This is a genomic window from Mesorhizobium sp. ESP6-5 (genome assembly GCF_020164695.1).
GTDB classification, from domain to species: domain Bacteria; phylum Pseudomonadota; class Alphaproteobacteria; order Rhizobiales; family Rhizobiaceae; genus Mesorhizobium; species Mesorhizobium australicum.
In genome coordinates this window covers 101220-120529 of the sequence record NZ_JAIUGR010000002.1, presented here as the reverse complement: position 1 = coordinate 120529, position 19310 = coordinate 101220, and the positions used below count along the sequence as shown (strand labels likewise).

At 63.0% G+C, this 19310-nt stretch carries 19 protein-coding genes; 5 read left to right on the top strand and 14 right to left on the bottom strand.

Going from position 1 to position 19310, the window contains the following annotated elements; all coding sequences use genetic code 11:
• Positions 1-33 precede the first annotated feature (33 nt).
• Together LB524_RS03040 and LB524_RS03035 are read right to left on the bottom strand one after the other, a co-directional pair.
• A complete protein-coding gene (locus LB524_RS03040; RefSeq protein WP_224523591.1) occupies positions 34-726 on the bottom strand; it encodes a GntR family transcriptional regulator in 693 nt (230 codons plus the stop codon).
• Between the two features lie 118 nt (positions 727-844).
• A complete protein-coding gene (locus LB524_RS03035) occupies positions 845-1633 on the bottom strand; it encodes a 2OG-Fe(II) oxygenase (RefSeq protein ID WP_224523590.1) in 789 nt (262 codons plus the stop codon).
• A gap of 100 nt (positions 1634-1733) precedes the next feature.
• Here LB524_RS03035 and LB524_RS03030 point away from each other — a divergent pair, with 100 nt between their 5' ends.
• On the top strand, positions 1734-2642 hold the full coding sequence (locus LB524_RS03030; protein WP_224523589.1) for a LysR substrate-binding domain-containing protein: 909 nt from the start codon (positions 1734-1736) through the stop codon (positions 2640-2642).
• A 43-nt stretch (positions 2643-2685) separates the two neighbouring features.
• Here LB524_RS03030 and LB524_RS03025 read toward each other — a convergent pair whose 3' ends face one another.
• Together LB524_RS03025 and LB524_RS03020 are read right to left on the bottom strand one after the other, a co-directional pair.
• Positions 2686-3837, bottom strand: coding sequence for an efflux RND transporter periplasmic adaptor subunit (locus tag LB524_RS03025; protein ID WP_015318882.1), 1152 nt, complete (start codon positions 3835-3837; stop codon positions 2686-2688).
• A gap of 15 nt (positions 3838-3852) precedes the next feature.
• A complete protein-coding gene (locus LB524_RS03020) occupies positions 3853-7029 on the bottom strand; it encodes an efflux RND transporter permease subunit (RefSeq protein WP_140617599.1) in 3177 nt (1058 codons plus the stop codon).
• Between the two features lie 491 nt (positions 7030-7520).
• Between LB524_RS03020 and LB524_RS03015 the strand changes: the two genes are divergently transcribed.
• Positions 7521-8111 (top strand): TetR/AcrR family transcriptional regulator, encoded by a 591-nt coding sequence (locus LB524_RS03015; RefSeq protein WP_015318879.1) that lies wholly within the window; start codon positions 7521-7523, stop codon positions 8109-8111.
• 310 nt (positions 8112-8421) lie between these two features.
• Here LB524_RS03015 and LB524_RS03010 read toward each other — a convergent pair whose 3' ends face one another.
• The 5 genes from LB524_RS03010 to LB524_RS02990 form a co-directional block, all read right to left on the bottom strand.
• Positions 8422-9444, bottom strand: coding sequence for a LacI family DNA-binding transcriptional regulator (locus LB524_RS03010; protein ID WP_224523588.1), 1023 nt, complete (start codon positions 9442-9444; stop codon positions 8422-8424).
• Between the two features lie 31 nt (positions 9445-9475).
• Positions 9476-10267, bottom strand: coding sequence for an ATP-binding cassette domain-containing protein (locus tag LB524_RS03005; RefSeq protein WP_015318877.1), 792 nt, complete (start codon positions 10265-10267; stop codon positions 9476-9478).
• 3 nt (positions 10268-10270) lie between these two features.
• Positions 10271-11257: an ABC transporter permease gene (locus tag LB524_RS03000; RefSeq protein ID WP_140661452.1), complete on the bottom strand. Its 987-nt coding sequence runs from the start codon at positions 11255-11257 to the stop codon at positions 10271-10273.
• Positions 11258-11375: 118 nt separating this feature from the next.
• Positions 11376-12311 carry a substrate-binding domain-containing protein gene (locus tag LB524_RS02995; RefSeq protein WP_015318875.1) on the bottom strand — a complete coding sequence of 312 codons (936 nt, stop codon included), beginning with the start codon at positions 12309-12311 and terminating at the stop codon, positions 11376-11378.
• 295 nt (positions 12312-12606) lie between these two features.
• Positions 12607-13764, bottom strand: a complete 1158-nt coding sequence (locus LB524_RS02990) for a fumarylacetoacetate hydrolase family protein (protein ID WP_140724696.1) — start codon at positions 13762-13764, stop codon at positions 12607-12609.
• Between the two features lie 257 nt (positions 13765-14021).
• On the opposite strand from LB524_RS02990, the gene LB524_RS02985 reads away from it, so the two are divergent.
• On the top strand, positions 14022-14624 hold the full coding sequence (locus LB524_RS02985) for a 2'-5' RNA ligase family protein (protein WP_224523586.1): 603 nt from the start codon (positions 14022-14024) through the stop codon (positions 14622-14624).
• Positions 14625-14749: 125 nt separating this feature from the next.
• Complete coding sequence (locus LB524_RS02980) at positions 14750-15103, top strand: nuclear transport factor 2 family protein (protein ID WP_140617345.1); 354 nt, start codon at positions 14750-14752, stop codon at positions 15101-15103.
• Positions 15104-15199: 96 nt separating this feature from the next.
• Here LB524_RS02980 and LB524_RS02975 read toward each other — a convergent pair whose 3' ends face one another.
• Entirely contained in the window at positions 15200-15679 is a 480-nt protein-coding gene (locus LB524_RS02975) for an SRPBCC family protein (RefSeq protein ID WP_224523583.1), read from the bottom strand.
• On the bottom strand, positions 15676-16032 hold the full coding sequence (locus LB524_RS02970) for an ArsR/SmtB family transcription factor (protein WP_224523580.1): 357 nt from the start codon (positions 16030-16032) through the stop codon (positions 15676-15678). The genes LB524_RS02975 and LB524_RS02970 overlap by 4 nt, the downstream gene beginning before the upstream one ends.
• Positions 16033-16195: 163 nt before the next feature.
• On the opposite strand from LB524_RS02970, the gene LB524_RS02965 reads away from it, so the two are divergent.
• Positions 16196-16546, top strand: a complete 351-nt coding sequence (locus tag LB524_RS02965; RefSeq protein ID WP_140788072.1) for an ArsC family reductase — start codon at positions 16196-16198, stop codon at positions 16544-16546.
• 99 nt (positions 16547-16645) lie between these two features.
• Here LB524_RS02965 and LB524_RS02960 read toward each other — a convergent pair whose 3' ends face one another.
• The 3 genes from LB524_RS02960 to LB524_RS02950 are packed head-to-tail and all read right to left on the bottom strand — an operon-like array spanning position 16646 to position 19268.
• Positions 16646-16999: a DUF488 domain-containing protein gene (locus tag LB524_RS02960; protein WP_224523577.1), complete on the bottom strand. Its 354-nt coding sequence runs from the start codon at positions 16997-16999 to the stop codon at positions 16646-16648.
• Positions 17000-17022: 23 nt separating this feature from the next.
• Positions 17023-18279 carry an aminopeptidase gene (locus tag LB524_RS02955; protein WP_015318867.1) on the bottom strand — a complete coding sequence of 419 codons (1257 nt, stop codon included), beginning with the start codon at positions 18277-18279 and terminating at the stop codon, positions 17023-17025.
• Positions 18276-19268 (bottom strand): LysR substrate-binding domain-containing protein, encoded by a 993-nt coding sequence (locus tag LB524_RS02950; RefSeq protein ID WP_140617340.1) that lies wholly within the window; start codon positions 19266-19268, stop codon positions 18276-18278. The genes LB524_RS02955 and LB524_RS02950 overlap by 4 nt, the downstream gene beginning before the upstream one ends.
• Positions 19269-19310 lie beyond the last annotated feature (42 nt).

Genomic DNA, 19310 nt, shown 5'->3' with positions numbered 1-19310 from the left:
TGGGGTATCCATTATCCGCGGTGAGGGGGAGGGTCAGGCGCCTTTCGACGAACGCTTTTCGAGGCCGCGCGCATAGGCAAGAAGCTCTTCGAAATCGTGGTCGATATGCTCGCGTGCGTGGCGCTGGGCGGCACGCATGTCGTCGCTCTTGAGCAGCCGCACATAAGTCTCGTGAACGTCTTCGGCGGGCACGGCTTCGTTGCGTGCCTGCTGGTGCAAGGCGAAATACATCTGCAAACGGCTGGTCAGTCTTTGCCAGGTTTCCAAGAGCACTGAATTGTCGGCCCATTCATAGATCAGGCCATGCAGTTGCAGCGCGGTCTCAATCTGGCGCGTGGTGTCGCGGTCGCGCGTCGCCTGCTTCACCGCCTCGTGGCGCCGGTCGAGCTCATCGAAAAAGCGCTGGTCGCGCAGTTCCCACGTCCGCTCGATGGCGAATTCGTCGAGCACCTTGTTGAGCGAATAGACGTCGTCGATGTCCTTGGCGGTGACATTGATGACGAAGGTGCCTGCATAGGGAATGCTGGTCAGTATGCCTTCCTGGACCAGCTCGCGCATCGCCTCGCGCAGCGGGGCGCGGCTGACCCGCATTTGTTCGGAAATCCTGAGCTCGTTGAGCTTCTGGCCTGGCTCGAGCTGACCGGTCAGGATCGCGCGTCTGAGCAGCGCCACGATTTCGGCACGGCGTGTCGTGTCGGCAATCGGACTGAATTCCGTCTTCACCATCCGGCCCACTCCCGCGAGAACAGAGCAGAGACAATCAGATTGTCGACAATCTAACAAGAGGCTCTGCTCGAATTCTTATCTTCGCTTCGCGGCCCGGGCCGGGGTGCGAAGGGCTGGGTCAAGCCGCACGGCCATAGAAGCCGACGCGCTCCTCCTCGCTGAACATCACGCCTGGCTTCTCATAGTAGGAGAACACCGCGATCATCCGTTCGCGTTCACCTTTGACCGTGGTGACACGATGCGCGGTGTTCTTGCCGCGAAACACGTTCAGCGTGCCTGGTTTCATGCGCAGGATCCTGACGTCGGGGTCACGTCCTTCGAGCAGCCGGGCGACGCCCTCGTAGTTCGGGTTGTCATCCGACCTGAGATCGGTGCGGTATTCGAGGTCGCCGCCGCGTTGCGCCTGCTGCAGCAGCAAGGTGGTGGTGAATTCCGAGCGGTCGAAGTGCCAGTTCAGCGCTTCGCCGGCGCGATAGGCCATGACATTGGTGCGGGCCAGCGGATCCTCCATGACGTGCAGCTTTGCCTTGCCCATCGTCGCCGCGAGGAAACGCACCAGCGGCTCATACTCATAGATCGCCATCACCGTGCTGCCGGGAATTTGGTCGGCGCAGACCGTGTGGCTGACGGTCTCGACCTTGCGCAATGCGGGATGATCGGGCGCCAGTTCGGGAATGCTCGGCTTGAAGTAGATGTTGTGCATGCGCTTGTGGACATGGGATTGCGTGTCCATGACCGGCTTGATCTCCCGCACCGCCTGTTCGGCGACGCCGGGCTTCAAGAAACCTTCGAGATTGAACATGCCGTCGGCTTCCAGCGCCGCGATCGACTGTCCGACGAGGCGGTTCCATTCGACGCTGCCTTCACGGTCGAGCGGATAGCGGTCGAGATCGAGAATGTCTTTCATGTCATATGCTCCAACGTTAGGCACAGAAGACGGCAAAAAATTCTTTCTCTCAACACCGGAAATTATTAGGATTGGCCAAGAAAAACTTCAGGAGCCTGATTTGGACCGGCTGCCGCCGCTGAATGCGATCAAGGCCTTCGAGGTCGCGGCCCGGTCAGGCAGCTTCACCTTGGCCGCAGCCGAGCTCGGCGTGTCCTCGGCGGCGGTCAGCCAGCAGATCCGCAATCTCGAAGCCTGGTTCGGCAAGCAGCTTTTCGTGCGCACGGGCAACCGCATCGCGCTGACCGATGCCGGGCACGCCATCTATCCGCAGACGGCGCGCGCGCTCGGCGACATTGCCGCGATCGGCCAGCGCATGCTGGAAGGGGGCCTGAGGACGCGACTAGTCGTCAGCGTGCCGTTCTCGCTTGCCGAGCTGTGGCTGGCGCCGAGGCTGGCCGTACTCCTGGATGCCTTCCCGCATATGGCGATCGATGTGCGAGCCGAGGATGATCCGATCGATCTGGTGCGCCAGAATGTCGACGTGCGCATCAGCTATGGCGACTATCACTATCCCGGCCTGCGGATGGTCCGCCTGGTCCATGACGAGGTGCTGCCGGTCTGCGCGCTGGAATTCTGGCAGCGGCACGGCAGTGGCGATGCGAGGCTCACCGATTTGCATGAGAGCCAGTTCATCCACACCAATTGGGGACCGAACTATGCCTCGCACCCGAGTTGGACCGACTGGTTCGCGGCTTGCGGATCCAGCCGGTCGCCCGACCCGTCGCATGGCCGCCGCGTCGGCCTGTCCAGCCTGGCGATCGCCTCGGCGAGGCTCGGCCTGGGCATTGCCCTCGGCCAGCGGGTGATGGCGCAGGCCGATCTGGAGGCAGGGCGCCTGATCGCGCTGTCATCGGTCTCGGTGCGCCTTGGTCACCCCTATTGCGCCTTCATGCCGCCAGCCAAGGCCGACCGCGCCGACGTCGCCGCTTTGGTCGGTCTGCTCGTGAAAACGGCGCCCGCGACCTGAGAAAAGGTCGGGGCGCCGCGCGGAAACCGGGCCTGCGGGGGAGTCAGGTAGCCGGTTTCTGTGGCAGGGGCGAAATCGGCATTCCGGGACCGATCTTCTGCAGATTGCCTGTGATCACCTGGTCGCCTTCAGCGACGCCGCTGAGAATGGCGACCATGTCGCCGCTGGTCGGTCCCAGCGAAACGAGCCGCTGGTCGACCGTATTGCCCTTGCCGACGACATAGAGGTACTTGCCGAGCTGGCTTGATCCCAGTGCGACCTGCGGCACCATCAGTGCATCGGGCTGTTGTTTGACGTGCAGCCGCACGCGAACATACTGGCCAGGCAAGAGCGTGAACTTGGCGTTCCCGATGGTGGCGCGTGCGGTGATCGTGCCGGTCGAGTGATCGATCGTGTTGTCGATAAAGGTGAGCTCGCCCTTCTGGTGGGCCTCGGTCTCACCGGGAAGCAGGACCTCGACCTCGATCGGGCCGGCGGCACGCGCTTCCTCGATCTGCGCCAGATCCGTCTCGCTCGGATTGAAGGTGACGTAGATTGGGTCGAGCTGCACCAGGGTGTTGAGCACGGTGCCGGCAACGCTGACCAGCGTTCCCACGGAAGCCTGGTTGCGGCCCAGACGTCCAGCGAACGGCGCGTGGATTTCAGCGTAGCTCAAATTGAGCTCGGCCGTGCGCACAGCCGCCTGGTTCAGCGCCAGCGACGCCTGCGCCTCGCGCAAGGTGCTGGTGCGCTGGTCGAAGCTGTCCTTGTCCAGGTAGCCGCTCTTGGCGAGTTCGGTACCGCGGCCGAGATTGGAACGTGCATAATCGAGGGTCGCCGTGTCGCGCTGAACCTGTGCCTTCGCCTGGTCGAGCGAGGCCTGGAAGTCATCGGGCGAGATCCTGTAGAGCAGGTCGCCTTGCCGCACGTCGGCGCCGTCTTGCGCCGTCTGTTCCTGCAAATAGCCGGGGACGCGTGCCTGCAGCGTGATGCTGCGGATCGGCTCGGTCCGCGCGGCATAGTCGAGATAGATCGGGATCGTCTTCTTGACCACGTTCGCCACCGGCACCGGCATGACGAACGCTGCTGGAGCCGGCGCGGCCCCGGCCGTGCCGGCATTCAGGCTGAGATTGCCCATGTCCAGCAGGTGGACACTGGCCACCGAGATCGCACCCAGCGCGACAGCCGTTCCCAACGCGATTTTCCATTTACGCATGATGATTCTCCAATCTTATTCGGCCGCTTCCGCCAGAGGAGGAAAGGCGGGTTTGGCCGTTGGTTCAGTGTGTTGAGAAGCGGGCTCGTCGCCGCCGCGCCGTTCGCGCAGCTGTTCGATGACCGCGTAGAAGACCGGCACGAACACCAGCGACAGGATGGTCGCGGCGACCATGCCGCCGAACACGGTGGTGCCGATGGACTGGCGGCTGGCGGCACCCGCGCCGGTGGCGATCATCAGCGGCACCACGCCGAGGATGAAGGCAAACGCGGTCATCAGGATCGGCCGCAGTCTCAGCCGAGCGGCCTCCATCGATGCCTCGACGATGCTGAGGCCTTCCTCGCGCCGCCGTCTTGCGAACTCGACGATCAGGATCGCGTTCTTGGCCGCCAGGCCGATCAGCATGACGAAGCCGATCTGCGAATAGACGTCGATCTGCATGCCTCGTACCCAAAGTGCGGCGAACGCGCCGAACAGGGCGAGCGGCACCGCCAGCAGCACCATGAAGGGCATCGCCCAGCTCTCGTACTGCGCCGCCAGGATCAGGAAGACGAAGACGATGGCGAGGGCAAAGACCACCGACGCGATCGACCCCGCCTTGAGCTCCTGGAAAGTGATGCCGGTCCATTCGAAACCGAAATCCCTGGGCAGCGCGGTCGCCGCTGCCCGTTCCATGGCGGCGACCGCCTGGCCCGACGAATAACCGGGAGCGGCGCCGCCATTGATGGTGGCCGAGGCGTTGTTGTTGTAGTGCGGCACGGTTTCCGGGCCGACGAACGGCACCAGCTTGCCCAGCGTGCTGAGCGGCACCATGCCGCCGGAGGCATTGCGCACATAGAGCCGTGAAATGTCGGCTGCACCGGCACGTGAATCCTTGTCGGCCTGGATGGTCACCCGGAAGGTGCGGCCAAACAGGTTGAAGTCGTTCACGTAGAGCGAGCCGAGATAGATCTGCAGCGTGTTGAAGACGTCGGGCAGGTTGAGGCCGAGCAGCTTCGCCTTGGCGCGGTCGAGATCGTAGTTGAACTGCGGCGTCGAGGTCGAGAACGGCGAAAACAGCTGCTGCGGATTGATTTCAGGCTGCTTGCGGGCCTCGGCGATCACCGCTTGCGTGGCGTCGTTGAGGGCCGTGCTGCCGCGGCCGGTGAGGTCCTCGACGACGAATTCGAAGCCGCCCGTGGTGCCGATGCCGGGGATGGAGGGCGGATCGAAGGAGAGCGCGAAGGCCTCCGGAATTTGCATCAGCTTGCCACGCACGTCGCCAACGAGCTTCGAGGCGCTCTGGTCGGGGCCACGCTCCTCCCACGGCTTGAGGATGGCGAACTCGACCGCCGAGTTCGACTGCGCCGCGCTGGTGAGGAAGTTCAGGCCGCTGATCGAGCCGACGATGTCGACGCCTGGCGTCGCCTGCAGGATGTCGCGCGCCTTCTGGGCCACCGCATCGGTACGCTCCAGCGAAGCGCCGTCGGGCAGCTGGATGACGACGAAGAAATAGCCCTGGTCCTCGACCGGTAGGAAGGTCGAGGGCAGCTTTTGCCAGACGAAGTAGGTGGCGACCAGGCCGGCGGCGAACAGGCCAAGCATGATCCAGCGCAGCCGGATAAGGATGCGCACGCCATGGGCATAGGCATGCGACAGCCTGTCGAAGCCCGTGTTGAACCAGCGGAACAGGAAGAATTGCGTCTCGCCGCGATGGCGCAGGAAGGCTGCACTGAGCGCCGGGCTGAGCGTCAGCGAGTTGAAGGCGGAGATGCCGACGGAGATCGCCACCGTCAGCGCGAACTGGTTGTAGAGCTTGCCGGAGACACCGGGAATGAAGGCAACCGGCACGAACACCGCCATCAGCACGGCGGTGGTCGCAATGATCGGGCCTGTAACCTCGGCCATGGCGGCCTTTGTCGCCGCCAGCGGTTTCAGTCCGGCCTCGAGCTGTCGTTCGACATTCTCGACCACGACGATGGCATCGTCGACGACAAGGCCGATCGCCAGCACCATGCCGAGCAGCGAGAGCATGTTGAGCGAGAAACCCATCATCTCCATGATGACGAGCGTCGCCACCAGCGACACCGGAATGGCGATGGTCGGAATGATGGTCGTGCGCCAGCTCTGCAGGAAGATGAAGACCACGGCGACGACGAGCACCAGGGCTTCGCCAAGCGTGATCAGCACGTCATGCATCGAGGCCGAGACGAAGCGCGTCGTATCGTAGTGCATCGCATAATCGACGCCCTTGGGAAAACGGGCCGACAGTTCCTGCATCTTGTCCTTGACGCGCTGCTGCAGATCGAGCGCGTTGGAGCCGGGCATCTGATAGACGGCGAGCACCACGGTCGGGTCCTTGCCGAAAAAGGCCGAGGACGAATATTGCAGGGCACCAAGCTCGATACGGGCGACGTCGCGCAGCCGCACCAGCGAACCGGTATCGGTGTTGGCACGCACGACGATGTCGCCGAATTCCTTCGGGTCGCTCAACCGGCCGACGGCGTTGACCTGCATCTCGAAGGCGGTGCCGGCGGGCGCCGGCGACTGGCCGATCTTGCCGGCCGCCACCTGGACGTTCTGTTCGGCGATGGCATTTTGCACATCGACCGCGGTGATGCCGAGATTGGCGAGCTTGTCCGGATCGAGCCAGACGCGCATCGAATAACGCCGTTCGCCGAAAATCTGCACGTCGCCGACACCAGGCAGCCGCTTCAGCGGATCCACCACCTGCAGATAGGCAAGGTTGGAGAGCGCCACCGGATCGACCGAATGGTCGGGCGAAGTCAGGTTGACGATGAGCACGAAGTTCGGGTTCTGCTTCTTGATCGTCACGCCGCCCTGGTTGACGATCGCCGGCAGCGACGAGGCGGCCTGCGAGACGCGGTTCTGGACGTCGACGGCGGCCGTGCTCAGGGAATAACCGACATCGAAGGTGATGGTGATGGTCGACGAGCCGTCATTGGAACTCGTCGAGGACATGTAGGTCATGCCTTGCACGCCGTTGATCTGCTGCTCCAGCGGCGTCGTCACCGTGTCTGCCACCACTTGCGCGCTGGCGCCCGGATAGTGGGCGCTGACCACGACTTGCGGCGGTGTGATGTCGGGAAACTGCGAGACGGGCAGCAGGAAATAACAAATCGTGCCGGCGAGCACCATGATGATGGCGATCGCCGAGGCGAAGATCGGACGATGGATGAAAAAGTTTACCACGACACGCACGCCTCTCCGGCCGCTCTTGCCCGCCCGAAGGCGCTGGCGACCCTGGACAACTGCCCGCGCCCGTCCCGGGACCCTTCCCGTGAACGCAGCAACGGCACCTCGCGACGCTGCCCATCGGCAAGCGAGCGCAACATGTTCTCGAACGCGCGGGGGTCGACCCCGTCTGCCTTCATGACCAGCCGGATCATCGGATCCCGGACGGCCTCATCTATGGTAAGATCGCGGCGCTGTGGCATTGGCCGGCTCCTTGTCTGTCGATTCGCAGCCCGTGCTCACGAACCGTTTTTCATCTCTTCACCGGCCGAGGCCGCATGATTGGCAATCTTTTCGTCCATCTCGATCTGGTAGGACCAGTTCACGACCTTGTTATTGACGACGGACGATATAGGTGTTACCAGTAAGTAACATTCTGGAAGTTACAGACCGGTAACACCCTAGTCAAGAGGTGGCCGAGGGTTTTTTGGAAACGAAAGGAGATCATGATGACAGACGGCGTCGTGGAGCGCTCTCGTCCCCGGGATCGGATTCTGGAGACGGCGCGTGACATGTTCCACAAGCACGGCATCAAGGGCGTCGGCGTCGACGCCATCACCGAGGCTGCCGGCACGAACAAGATGACGCTCTATCGTCACTTCGAATCCAAGGACGAACTGATCGTCGAATGCCTGCGCGCCAACGCATTGAAAGCTGGCGCGATGTGGGAAACGTTCGAGGCCGAGCATCCGGGTGACAAGCTCGCTCAACTTCATGCCTGGGTTCGCAAGGCCGCCGCCATGCTCAACACCGACGGCCGTGGCTGCGACATGGCCAACGCCGCCGCCGAGCTGACCGAACCCGATCATCCGGCAAGGCGCGTCATCAAGGAACTCAAGGAAGCCCAGCGCGAACGCCTGGTCGGGCTCTGCCGGGATGCCGGCATCGGCCAGGCCGAGCTTCTCGCCGATACGCTGTCGCTGCTGTTTGAAGGTGCGCGGGTCAGCGTGCAGACCGTCGGTGCCGAGGGCCCGAGCACGCAGTTCGTGCGGATGGCTGAAGGACTGATCGTTTCCTTCCGGGGCACTGCCGCCGGTTAAGTATTGCCGTGGCTGCTGGTGATTTTGCGGTCGCGTGACCGAAACGATGTCTGCTGCCCTATAGGCAGCACGCTATTTCCCGTTGACTGAACGAAAAAAGCCCGCTGCCGGGAGGAGGTGGCAGCGGGCTCGATTTCGAATGTGGCGCGGGAGGAGGTGCACCCCATTCAGCGTCGGCATCGCATCTGGGAGGAGTAGATGGCCGACAACCAGAACGTACGAGTTGCCCAATGATTCGGCAACAATGAATTGTGCATAGCTGCTGTGCAGATTTGCAGGGGCGGTCAGGTTCCCCAGGAGATGCGGGATCTCACTGCACCGGTACGTTTTCCCGGAAGATCAATCGCGGCTCGATGAATTTGCGGGTGAGATAGGGCGCCGATGATGCGATCGAGCCGAGCAGCTGGATCACCGACTGCTCCGCGATCAGCCTGGCGTTCTGGTCGATGACGACGTCGGCGAGGTCGTCGACGAGGTAACCGCGTGTCTCCCTGGTCAGATCGTGGCAGATGAAGACCGGCTTGCGGTTGGGCCTGGTTTCCCGGATCGCCTTGGCAATGCCGGAGCGCCCGGCGCCGACGCAATAGATACCGAGCAGTTCCGGCTCGTTGCGCAACGCTTTCATGGTTGCGGCATAGCTGGCACCGGGCTCGTCATTGATCTCGACGGCGCTGCTGACGGTGAGGTTGGGAAACTCCTCACCAAGCACGGAGCGGAAGCCCATCTCGCGCTCTTCATGGCCGCGGTAGGAACGCGAGCCGACGACCATCGCCAGCTGCCCCTCGCGGCCACCCAGGAAGCGTCCCATCAAAAGTGCCGCCGTCCGCCCCGCCACGCGGTTGTCGATGCCGACATAGGCCGAGCGGGGAGCGGCCGGAATATCGGAGACCAGCGTCACCAGCCGGATACCGGCCTCGACCATGTCGCGCAGGATGTTGCGCGTCCTGGGATGATCGACCGCGATGACACCGACGCCGTTGGCGCGCAGCGACAGCTTTTCGACCGCGGTCTGCAAGGCATTGGGCGAGATACCGGCGAGATTGTGAATCCGGCAGGACGCCACCAGCGGCAGGCGCGAGGCGTAGTCCTCGATGTGCTTTGCCAGGTCGTGCATGAAGTCGTTCGAGCCGATCGGCAGGAAGAATTCCAGGTTTGCGGGCCTCGAGGGAAGCGTCACCTGGTCGGCGACCGGCAGATAGCCGAGCTGCTTGGCGGCCTCCATGACGCGTTGCCGGTTGGCGGCACTCGCTCCGGGCCGGTTGTTGAGCACCCTGTCGACCGTCGCGGTCGACAGCCCGCAGTTCCTGGCGATGTCGGAGACGGTAGCCTTCATGCCGCAACCCTACACGTCGCTTCGTACGTCCTCAGTGCGCCGGCTTGCCGTCGGCGAGGGCGTCGCGGATGTCCTTGTCCGACATGCCGGTGATGATGCGCTCGACTTCCGTCACGGTTGTCGTCTTCGGATCGATGTCGTCGGCGACCACCTTGCCCCTGCGCATGACGACGATGCGGTCGACCACCTGGAAGACATGGTGGATGTTGTGCGCGATGAAGATGCAGGAGTGGCCGGAATCGCGGGCGTTGCGCACGAAGCTGAGCACGCCTTGGGTCTCCGCCACGCCGAGATTGTTGGTCGGCTCGTCGAGGATGATCAGGTCGCTGTCGAAATGCATGGCGCGCGCGATCGCGACCGCCTGCCGCTCGCCGCCGGAGAGCGAGCCGATCGGCGTCGTCGGCGGGATGTTCTTGGAGATGCCGACCTGTTTGAGCAGATCGCGGGCGACCGTGTTCATGGCGTCCTGGTCCATGCGGTTGAGGAAGCGCGGCGGCTTGATCGGTTCTCGACCCAGGAACAGGTTGCGCGCGATCGACAATTGCGTGACCAGGGCGGAGTCCTGGTAGATGGTCTCGATGCCGTGGGCGATGGCGTCGCTGGTATCGCGCAAGGTGACCTTCTTGCCGCGGATGAAGATATCGCCGCTGGTCAGCGGCACCGCGCCGGAGAGAACCTTGATCAGCGTCGATTTGCCGGCGCCATTGTCGCCCAGAAGGCCGACGATCTCACGCTCGTTGACATGGAAATTGGCGTCCACCAGCGCCTGCACGCGGCCATAGGACTTGCGGATGTTGTGCATGCGGATCAATGGCTCGGCCATGGTTCAAGTCCCCGCCTGGTGCCGGCGTTCCAGCCATGAATGCAGCGCCATCATGCCAAGGATGATCGCGCCGATGAAGATGTTGTAGGCAAGGCCGGGCACGCCGATCAGCACGATGCCGTTGCGCATCACGCGCAGGATCAGGATGCCGAGCACGGTGCCGATGATGGTGCCGCGCCCGCCGGTGAGTGCGGTGCCGCCGATCACCACCATGGCGATTACCTCGAGCTCGTAGCCGGTACCGCTGTTGGGGTTGGCGGCGGATGTGCGCAGCGAGGAGATGACGCCGGCAAGCGAGGCCATGACCGACGACAGGACGAACAGGCCGACCTTGACGCGATTGACATTGACGCCGCGGGCACGCGCCGCGTTGGGATTGCCGCCCGCCGCCTGGATCCAGTTGCCTGTCCGGCTTTGCGTCAGGACAAAGCCGAGCGCGATCGCCGCGGCGATGAACCAGAACAGCGACATGTAGATGCGGAACGGCCCGATGAAGAAGTCGCCGACCAGAGCCTCCGCCAGCCAGCTGCCTTCGGCACTCCAGGTGCGCTGCGGAAACCCGTCGGTGATGAAAAGCGCGCTGCCGCGCACCACCAGCAGCATGCCGAGCGTCACCAGGAAGGACGGGATCTTGAGCTGCGTGACGAACCAGCCATTGACCAGGCCGATCAAGGCGGCAACCACCAGCGCGACAAGGAAGCCCATTTCCAGCGAGGTGACGCCGGCATTGAACAGCGTCCACATCAGCACGGGCGAGAAGCCGAACAGGGACCCGACGGAGAGGTCGAATTCGCCCGAAGTCATCAACAGCGTCATCGCCAGCGCGATCAGGCCGAGCTCGACCGTGAAGGCCAGCGTGTTGGAGATGTTCTGCGGCGACAGGAAGTCGTGGTTGAAACCCCAGAAAACGGCGATCTCCACGATGAGCAGAATGAAAGGTCCGAATTCCGGCCGCGCGATCAGGCGTTGGATGAGCGAATGATTTTCCACTGGGAACCCGCGACATGGTTGAGACGGGCCGCGAGCTCCACCGCATCGGGTGGCATGCCACGGCGCAGGAAGATATCTGGCGCCGTGCGAAAAACGCGCGGCGCCAGGGGATCGCGGATTATTTGCCGGACAGGATCTTGTCGTAGACCGCCGCGGTGTCCTTCTCATAGAGCGCGCCGGTGATGACGTTGAAGCCCGGAGGAATGCCGCTGGCCGCCATGTTGGCGAGCGACAGCGCCACATAGCTGGTCGCCTGCGGATCCTGCCACTGGCCGGCATTGACATAGCCGTTCAGCACTTCCTGGGTGGTGTCGAGCGAGTTGCCCCAGCCGACGACCGGGATTTCGCCCGGCTTGACGCCGACCTGGTCGAACACGCGCTTGATCGAACCGGTTACGAGGTCGCCCAGGCCGATGATGGCGTTGACCTTGCCCTTGTGGGCGGTGAGGTAGTCGACCATGCGGTTGATCACCTCGGCCTGGTCGAGCGTCGCTTCGGTCACTTCATAGGTGATGCCGAGCGGGCCGAAGACGCTCTTGATGCCTTCTTCTTCCTGCACGCCGTAGGTGGCGCCGGGGATCTCGACCGGCATCCAGACGAAGTCGCCCTTCTTCACCAGGCCCTTGTCGACCAGATACTGCGCCCAGTGCTTGCCGAAAGTGACGTTGTCACCGCCGACATAGGCGTTGAAATTGGCCTTGGGATCGGGCGTGTTGAAGTTGATGATCGGGACGTTGGCCGCGCGCGCTTCCTTGACGATCTCGACCAGGCTGCCCGGATCGGGGCTGGTGGTGACGATGCCGTCGGCCTTGGCCGAGAGGGCGGCACGGACCGCCTCCTGCTGCGAGGCGACGTCGCCATTGTGGAACGACGTGTTGACGGTGTTGCCGGTGTCCTTGGCCCATTGCTTGGCGCCGGCGAGGAAGTAGGTCCAGACCGGGTCGGCCGGCCCGCCATGTGAAATCCAGTAGAACGTCTTGGCCTGCGCGGCTGCCGGAATGACCGTCAGCGCGATCAGCAGGCCGTAGAGCACAAGTCTTAGTCTCGTCAGCATTTGATTTCCTCCCGATTGAAGATGATCCGTCCCTTGTTCCGGCTTCAGCCGGATTGCGTCTTTTTGCCAGCGCCGCTCGGATGCATAAGAGCATTCCCTTTTTCGACGAATGGCAAGCCTCCATCTGCAGATGTAGTTGGCGCCTGACGCGGCGCCATCAGCGACCCCATCAGATCGCATCAGTCGGGATGATTTTTCCCGGGCAGTCGGATGATTGTCGCCGAGAGCTCAGCCGGGCGGACTATCCCGATCACGTCTGGGCGGTCTCTGAGGGCGAAAGCCCCCAAAGAGCCGCTTAGAGCAGGCCGGCCTTGGCCAGGTCGCGCATCAAATGGCTGGCGCCGTAGGTCCAGTGCGGGCAATCGGGCGACAGCCGCACGCGGTTGACCAGCGCGCCGAATTTTTCCGACGAGATGGTGACGATGTCGCCGACCTTGTGCGTGAACCCCTTGCCCTTTTCGCCGCGATCCTTCGACGGCACGAACATGGTGCCGAGATAGAGCGCCAGCCCGTCCGGATACTGGTGATGCGGGCCCATGGCCGCGGCAACCAGCTCCTCCGGCGAGCGGCTGATCTCGGCCATCGAGCTTGCCCCCTCCAGCGAAAACCCGTCCTCGCCCTCGACCTTCAGGCGCACGACGGCCTGCTTCACGTCGGCGATGGAGAACGTGTCGTCGAACAGCCGGATGAAGGGGCCAAGCGAGGCCGAGGCGTTGTTGTCCTTGGCCTTGCCGAGCAGCAGCGCCGAACGGCCCTCGACGTCGCGCAGATTGACGTCGTTGCCGATGGTGGCGCCGACGATCCTGCCGCTCGAGGCGGCGATCATGGCGATCTCCGGCTCCGGATTGTTCCAAGTCGAAACCGGATGCAGGCCGACATCGGCGCCGAAGCCGACCGAGGCCATCGGCTGGCACTTGGTGAAGATCTCGGCATCGGGGCCGATGCCCACTTCCAGATATTGCGACCAGGCGCCGCGCGAAATCAGCTTGGCCTTGATCTCCATCGCCTCTGGCGAACCGGGCTTGAGCTTCGAAAGATCATGGCCGATCAGACCCGCAATGTCGGCGCGGATGGCGTCGGCCTTCTCGGCCGAGCCACGCGCCTGTTCCTCGATCACCCGTTCGAGCAGGCTGACCACGAAGGTGACGCCGGAAGCCTTGATCGCCTGCAGGTCGACCGGCGACAGCAGAAAGGGTTTTGCCCGATCGCGCGTGGCTTCGAAACTGTTGGCCGCGATGGCGTCGAGTGAACCGATCGGCTTGCCCCTGGCCGAGCGCACATGGCCGGCCGGGTCGGCCAATTCGCAGACGTCACGCACGGTGGGCGCCGCGCTGGATGTGATGTCGAAGACGGTGTCGTCGCGCACCGTGACGACCAGGGGGTACGAGGCATCGCCGCTCCTGGCGCGGCCGACAAACAAGCCTTCGGCGGGCAGATGTGTCGGGTTGGTCATGAGTTGGGTTCCTCGTTGGATCGAAAATGGTGGCCGGTCGGCGCGGCACTTTCGCCGGATTCCATTCAAAGGTCTATCCCATCCAAGCAGTCGAGCGGTGGCCGCGAATATGCCGACTGGGTCATCCACGACGTCCGGAGGTCAAGGACATCACCGGGCATAGGGTCCAGTTACTCGAGCTTGACTCAGAGAATTGTTCGTGTTTTGTTCTAGGTGCCAGAACAGAACGGAGGCGTTCCTTGGCGAGCGTATAGGTAATGTACCAAGGCGAACTAGATTTCGGAATTCCAGAACCGCCAAGGCGGCCCAAAAAGCCCGATCGTGTCTTCTTCGGCGTGTTTCTGCAGGCAGGGGATTATTTTCGGTTTGCTGATTGTCAAAGCCGGCTATGCGACAAATGTGGCATAGCCGGCTCACCGCTGATACCGGAGCGTTTTCATGTCAGCCAGCAGCATGTCGGGGACTACAAGCGGCTGCGGTCGAAGATCATCTTTGCGGCCACCCGATCGGGGCAGCGCGTCATGATGCCTGCTTTTGAGATCACCTTTCGCCACGCCAGGAGCTTTCCTGGCCGCCCGGCGACAACAGGCCGACCGGCCAAGCATCCCTTCGTGCTTGTGGCCGATGACGGACTGGTTTGTGAACTGAGCGGGAATCTCGGCGCCGAAATGCTGCGTGAAGGCCTGAAGGCGTCAGACGGGTTCGTCCCTCATATGACCCTTGCCTATGACCAGAAACTTATCCCACAACTGCCGATCGAGCCGATCAGCTTCGTGGCGCGGGAGTTCATTCTCGTGCACAGCCTGCGCGGGCTGACGCAATATGACTTTCTGGAACGTTGGCCGCTGATTGCGATGTAACGAAGGACGCGCTGGTTCGCGCGACACCCCATCCTGACAGGGTCATGTCAGCTATCGACCTGTCCGCGATGGCAGGTCCGCAAGCGGTTCCCTACTTGCAATGCGTCTGAACAGGAGGAACAAAAATGACCGTCACGGAAATCGCCAAGGAGTTCACCGAACTTCTCAAACAGGGCAACAACGAAGGTGCTGCCGAAAAATACAATGCCGACGATATCATCAGCTACGAAGCTATGGAGGGACCGATGGCCGTCAGTCACGGCAAGGAGGCCCTCAGGCAGAAAAGCCAGTGGTGGCAAGAGAACCACGAAGTGCATGGCGGCTCGGTCGAGGGCCCTTATGTCAACGGCGATCAATTCGCGGTGCGCTTCACCTTTGACATAACGCCCAAGGCCACCGGCGAGCGTGTCACCATGGATGAGGTTGGCCTGTACACGGTCAAGAACGGCAAGATCACCGAAGAGCGCTTTTACTACTGAGGCCGGAAATCGGGCCTTCCTAGCTTTGCTCTCTTTGCGGCAAGGCTGAAAAAATGAGCACGGCGGCCAGAGCGATCCTCTGGCCGCTGCGGGCGTTCAAATCGTCTTCGCATAGCGCGCAAGTTGATCGGCCACCGTGCCCCAGCCGTCGAAGAAACCCATCTCTTCATGGTTGTCGCGGGTGGCTTGGTCACGGTGAATGGCTGTGGCGGTATAGCGCGTACCCTGGCCATCCGGATGGAGCGAAATGACCGCGGTGATGAAAGGCTCGCCCGAGGGTCGATAGCCGGGCAGCAGCGCATCCGTCCACACCAGCCGCTCGTTGGGCACGATTTCCAGATAGCAGCAGTGGCGGTCACTGACCTCCTTGCCGTCGGGCGACTGCATGCGTGTCCGAAACAGGCCGCCCGGCCTGAGGTCGATCTCGCAGTCAGTGATCAGCCATGGCTTCGGCGTGAACCACTGCCTGACATGCTCAGGTGTCGTCCAGGCTCGCCAAAGCAATTCGCGCGGCGCATCGATTACGCGCTCCAGCGTCAGGTCCAGCCGGGGATCGGGCTCGAAGGAATAACTCATTTTTCCTGCTCCTTGAGGGTCATGACATAGGCATCGAACCGGTCGAGGCGGCGTTCCCAAACTGTACGCTGTTCGGCCAGCCAGCTTTCGGCGAGCTTCAACGGTTCAGGCGCAAGCTCGTAAGTCCTGATCCGTCCGGTCTTTTGCGAACGAACCAGCCCGCAGCCTTCGAGAATCTTGAGATGGTCGATGAAGGATGGCAGGGCCATCTCGAAAGGCTGGGCCAGTTCGCTAACCGAAGCAGGGCTCCTGTTCAGTCGCTCGACCACGCGCCGTCGCGTCGGGTCGGCAAGCGCGCGAAAAATGCCGTCGATCGGCGGGAGGCTTGGATTTCTACTCTGGAGGCTGGTCATCGATCGGTCCCCGGGTTGTCAAAGCGGTCGAAAACACTTAGGTAATTTCCTTAGTGTTGGCAAGCGCAAATTTACGGCAATGCTGGCCAAGCTGCTGGCCAAGCGGGAAGGGCGGTTTTAGGCTGCGAAACGGATTCGACCGTCAGCCCAAGGGACGAGCACTTTGACGATCACCATGTACGGCATCACCAATTGCGACACGATCAAGAAGGCGCGCGTCTGGCTGGAGAGCCATGACCTTCCCTATCGTTTCCACGACTATCGGGCCGAAGGGATCGAGGCGGGCAAGCTGAATGGCTGGGTCGGCAAGGTCGGTTGGGAAAAGCTGCTCAACAAGGGCAGCACGACGTTTCGCGAACTGCCGGAGGTGGACAGGCAAGGCCTCGACGAGAAGAAGGCGAAAGCGCTGATGCTGGCCAAGCCAACAATGATCAAGCGGCCGGTGCTGGAGATCGGCGATCGGGTGGTGGTTGGCTTCAAGCCGGAGGTTTATGAGCAGACGGTGGGGAAGTAGGCGGAAGCGTCGCGCCGTCCGATCTCCACCCTCGTGGGGGAGATGTCCCGCAGGACAGAGGGGGGCGCTGTCCCGCCTGTTTGCGAAGGTCCGAGCGCCTCAACTCGCGCTCAAATACTCCGCCAACGCCACCGCATTATTGTGCGCCTCGTCATGCGCGCCATAGAGCAGCGTTACCTTGCCCTCGCCAAGCAAGCCGCGCAGCTGCGCAACCGCCTCACCATTCCCGTCGAGCTCAGCCCCGTACCGCTTCCGAAATTCCGCCCAACGTGCCGGCTCGTGCCCGAACCACTTCCGCAGGTCGTCGCTCGGCGCGATCTCCTTCAGCCACAGTGCCAGCGCGGCATGCTCCCTGCTGACGCCGCGCGGCCAGATGCGGTCAACCAACACCCGCTGCCCGTCATCGGCAGCGGGCGGTTCGTAAATCCGCTTGACCATCAGGTCGAAAGCCATTCGACCTCCCTACGCCGAACCCCTCAGGCCCACTCGCCCTTGCGCATCACCGGCACGCGGCTGCCATCCTTGGCGACGCCGTCAATGTCGATCTTGTCCGACCCGATCATCCAGTCGATATGGATGAAGCTCTTGTTGCCGCCGCGCGCCGCGATTTCGTCAGGGCTGAGCGAGGCGCCGTCGACGAAGCATTTCGAATAGCATTGGCCGAGCGCGATGTGGCAGGCGGCGTTTTCGTCGAACAGTGTGTTGAAGAACAACAGGCCGCTGGCCGAGATCGGCGAGGAATGCGGCACCAGCGCCACTTCGCCCAGACGACGCGCGCCCTCGTCGGTGTCGAGCACCTTCTTCAGCACGTCCTCACCTTTCGACGCCTTGGCCTCGACGATCCTGCCGCCCTCGAAGCGCACCGAGATGTCGTCGATCAGCGTGCCTTGGTAGGACAGCGGCTTGGTCGAGGAGACATGGCCCTCGACGCGCCGCGCATGCGGAGTTGTGAAAACTTCCTCGGTCGGGATGTTGGGATTGCAGGTGATGCCGTTCTTGGCGGTCGAGGCGCCGCCCATCCACTCATGGCCATCCGCCAGCCCGACCGTCAGGTCGGTGCCCGGTCCAGCGAAATGCAGGGCATGGAAATCATGGCCGTTGAGCCATTCGGTGCGGCCGCGCAGCGCCGCATTGTGCGCCGTCCAGTTGCCGATCGGGTCTTCCACATCCACCCGCGAGGCGGCGAAGATGGCGTCGGCGAGCTTCGCGACCGCCACATCGTCGGCATCGCCGGGGAAAACCTGCCTGGCCCAGGCCAGATCCGGATAGGCGACGATGTTCCAGTTGATGTCGAAGCCGGTGATCTTCTCCAGCGCCGGCTGGTAGGCCATCGAATTGGCCTTGTTGGCGCGCGCCACCTTCGCCGGATCCTGCGCCGACAGGAGCGACGGATCCTCGCCGCGCACGGCAAGCCGGGCTGCGTTGTTGGAGAAGGCCTTAGCCATGCCTTCGTAGAGCCAGCCGGCGGCATGGTCGAAGCCAGCATCGGCGCCGAAGCGGTAGCGCGCCAGCGTCATCTCGTCATCGTTGAAGATCGGCGTCACCAGCCCGGCACCGGCCTTGTAGGCGTGTTCGACGATGCGCCTGGTCAGCGGCAGGGCCGCGATCGACGATGTCAGCACCAGGTCCTGTCCGGGCTGCAATTGCAGCCCCACCTTGATGGCGACTTCCGCCAGCCTGTCGAGCTTCACCGGGTCGATCGTTGCGGAAACGCCGCGCGAATGTGTGGTCATGATCCTGCCTGTCGTCTTGGGATGTTTGATTGAACATAGACCGGTGCCGCGGTGCTTTCCACCGTGATCGTGCCGCTGGGCTCCGCGACCGACGATCCGAACCGCGCCATCGTCGCCGCGATCTCTTCCTTGATCCAGATCATGAAGTCCCGGACCTTGCGGCTCTCGGCCTTGGTGGCGGAGGTCACCAGCCAGTAGCCGAGGCCGCTCTGGGCGCGAATTCCGAACGGCGCCACCAGGCGCCCGTCGGCCAGCGCATCGGCCGTCAGCAATTGCCAGCCGAGCATCACGCCATGGCCGGCGATCGCCGATTCCAGGCACAGCATCGGGTCGGTGAAGCTTGCGCCTTTCTGGAAGGTAACGGGTTGAACGCCGGCGGCCGCGAACCAGCTTTCCCAGTTGATCATCGCCCGCTCGTCGGTGATGGCGCAGGTCTGGGCGAGGTCGCAGATCGACGTTAGTTTTCTGGCAATCCCGGGCGCGCAGACCGGGAAGACTTCCTGCGCCAAAAGCAGCTCCGCCTTTCCACCCGGCCATTTGCCGTCGCCAAGCCGGATGGCAATGTCGACGTCCGAGTGATCGAGATTGGCCAGCCGCACTGAAGCGTCGATACGCAGCAGCACGTTGGGATGCCGGTCGAAGTGCCGCGACAGCCGTGGCAGCAGCCATTTGGAGGCAAAGGCCGGTGCCGCCGAAACGACCAATGTGCACTGGCTGGCTTCGTCGGCCAGTGCCACGGCCTGGGCAAGCTCGCGAAATCCAGTGCCCAGGCGGGCCGCGAAGACGGCGCCGAATTCGGTCAGGACGAGGCCGCTGGTCGTGCGCTCGAACAGTGCCTGGCCGAGCTGTTTTTCGGTGCGGCTGATCTGCTGGCTGACGGCGCTGACGGAAACATTGAGTTCGCCGGCGGCGGCGGCGAGCGAGCCGAGACGGGCGACGGTTTCCACGGCGCGAAGGCCGTTGAGATGAACGCGGTTGAGCATGGCCATTTGAGATTTTCTAAACCGATCCGGCCGAAATCTCAATTGAAA

What these genes read in the sequence shown, in the direction of transcription:
- LB524_RS03040 (WP_224523591.1), bottom strand. Translation starts at nt 726, where the DNA reads ATGGTGAAGACGGAATTCAGTCCGATTGCCGACACGACACGCCGTGCC.
- LB524_RS03035 (WP_224523590.1), bottom strand. Translation starts at nt 1,633, where the DNA reads ATGAAAGACATTCTCGATCTCGACCGCTATCCGCTCGACCGTGAAGGC.
- LB524_RS03025 (WP_015318882.1), bottom strand. Translation starts at nt 3,837, where the DNA reads ATGCGTAAATGGAAAATCGCGTTGGGAACGGCTGTCGCGCTGGGTGCG.
- LB524_RS03015 (WP_015318879.1), top strand. Translation starts at nt 7,521, where the DNA reads ATGACAGACGGCGTCGTGGAGCGCTCTCGTCCCCGGGATCGGATTCTG.
- LB524_RS03010 (WP_224523588.1), bottom strand. Translation starts at nt 9,444, where the DNA reads ATGAAGGCTACCGTCTCCGACATCGCCAGGAACTGCGGGCTGTCGACC.
- LB524_RS03005 (WP_015318877.1), bottom strand. Translation starts at nt 10,267, where the DNA reads ATGGCCGAGCCATTGATCCGCATGCACAACATCCGCAAGTCCTATGGC.
- LB524_RS02995 (WP_015318875.1), bottom strand. Translation starts at nt 12,311, where the DNA reads ATGCTGACGAGACTAAGACTTGTGCTCTACGGCCTGCTGATCGCGCTG.
- LB524_RS02990 (WP_140724696.1), bottom strand. Translation starts at nt 13,764, where the DNA reads ATGACCAACCCGACACATCTGCCCGCCGAAGGCTTGTTTGTCGGCCGC.
- LB524_RS02985 (WP_224523586.1), top strand. Translation starts at nt 14,022, where the DNA reads ATGTACCAAGGCGAACTAGATTTCGGAATTCCAGAACCGCCAAGGCGG.
- LB524_RS02980 (WP_140617345.1), top strand. Translation starts at nt 14,750, where the DNA reads ATGACCGTCACGGAAATCGCCAAGGAGTTCACCGAACTTCTCAAACAG.
- LB524_RS02975 (WP_224523583.1), bottom strand. Translation starts at nt 15,679, where the DNA reads ATGAGTTATTCCTTCGAGCCCGATCCCCGGCTGGACCTGACGCTGGAG.
- LB524_RS02970 (WP_224523580.1), bottom strand. Translation starts at nt 16,032, where the DNA reads ATGACCAGCCTCCAGAGTAGAAATCCAAGCCTCCCGCCGATCGACGGC.
- LB524_RS02960 (WP_224523577.1), bottom strand. Translation starts at nt 16,999, where the DNA reads ATGGCTTTCGACCTGATGGTCAAGCGGATTTACGAACCGCCCGCTGCC.
- LB524_RS02955 (WP_015318867.1), bottom strand. Translation starts at nt 18,279, where the DNA reads ATGACCACACATTCGCGCGGCGTTTCCGCAACGATCGACCCGGTGAAG.
- LB524_RS02950 (WP_140617340.1), bottom strand. Translation starts at nt 19,268, where the DNA reads ATGGCCATGCTCAACCGCGTTCATCTCAACGGCCTTCGCGCCGTGGAA.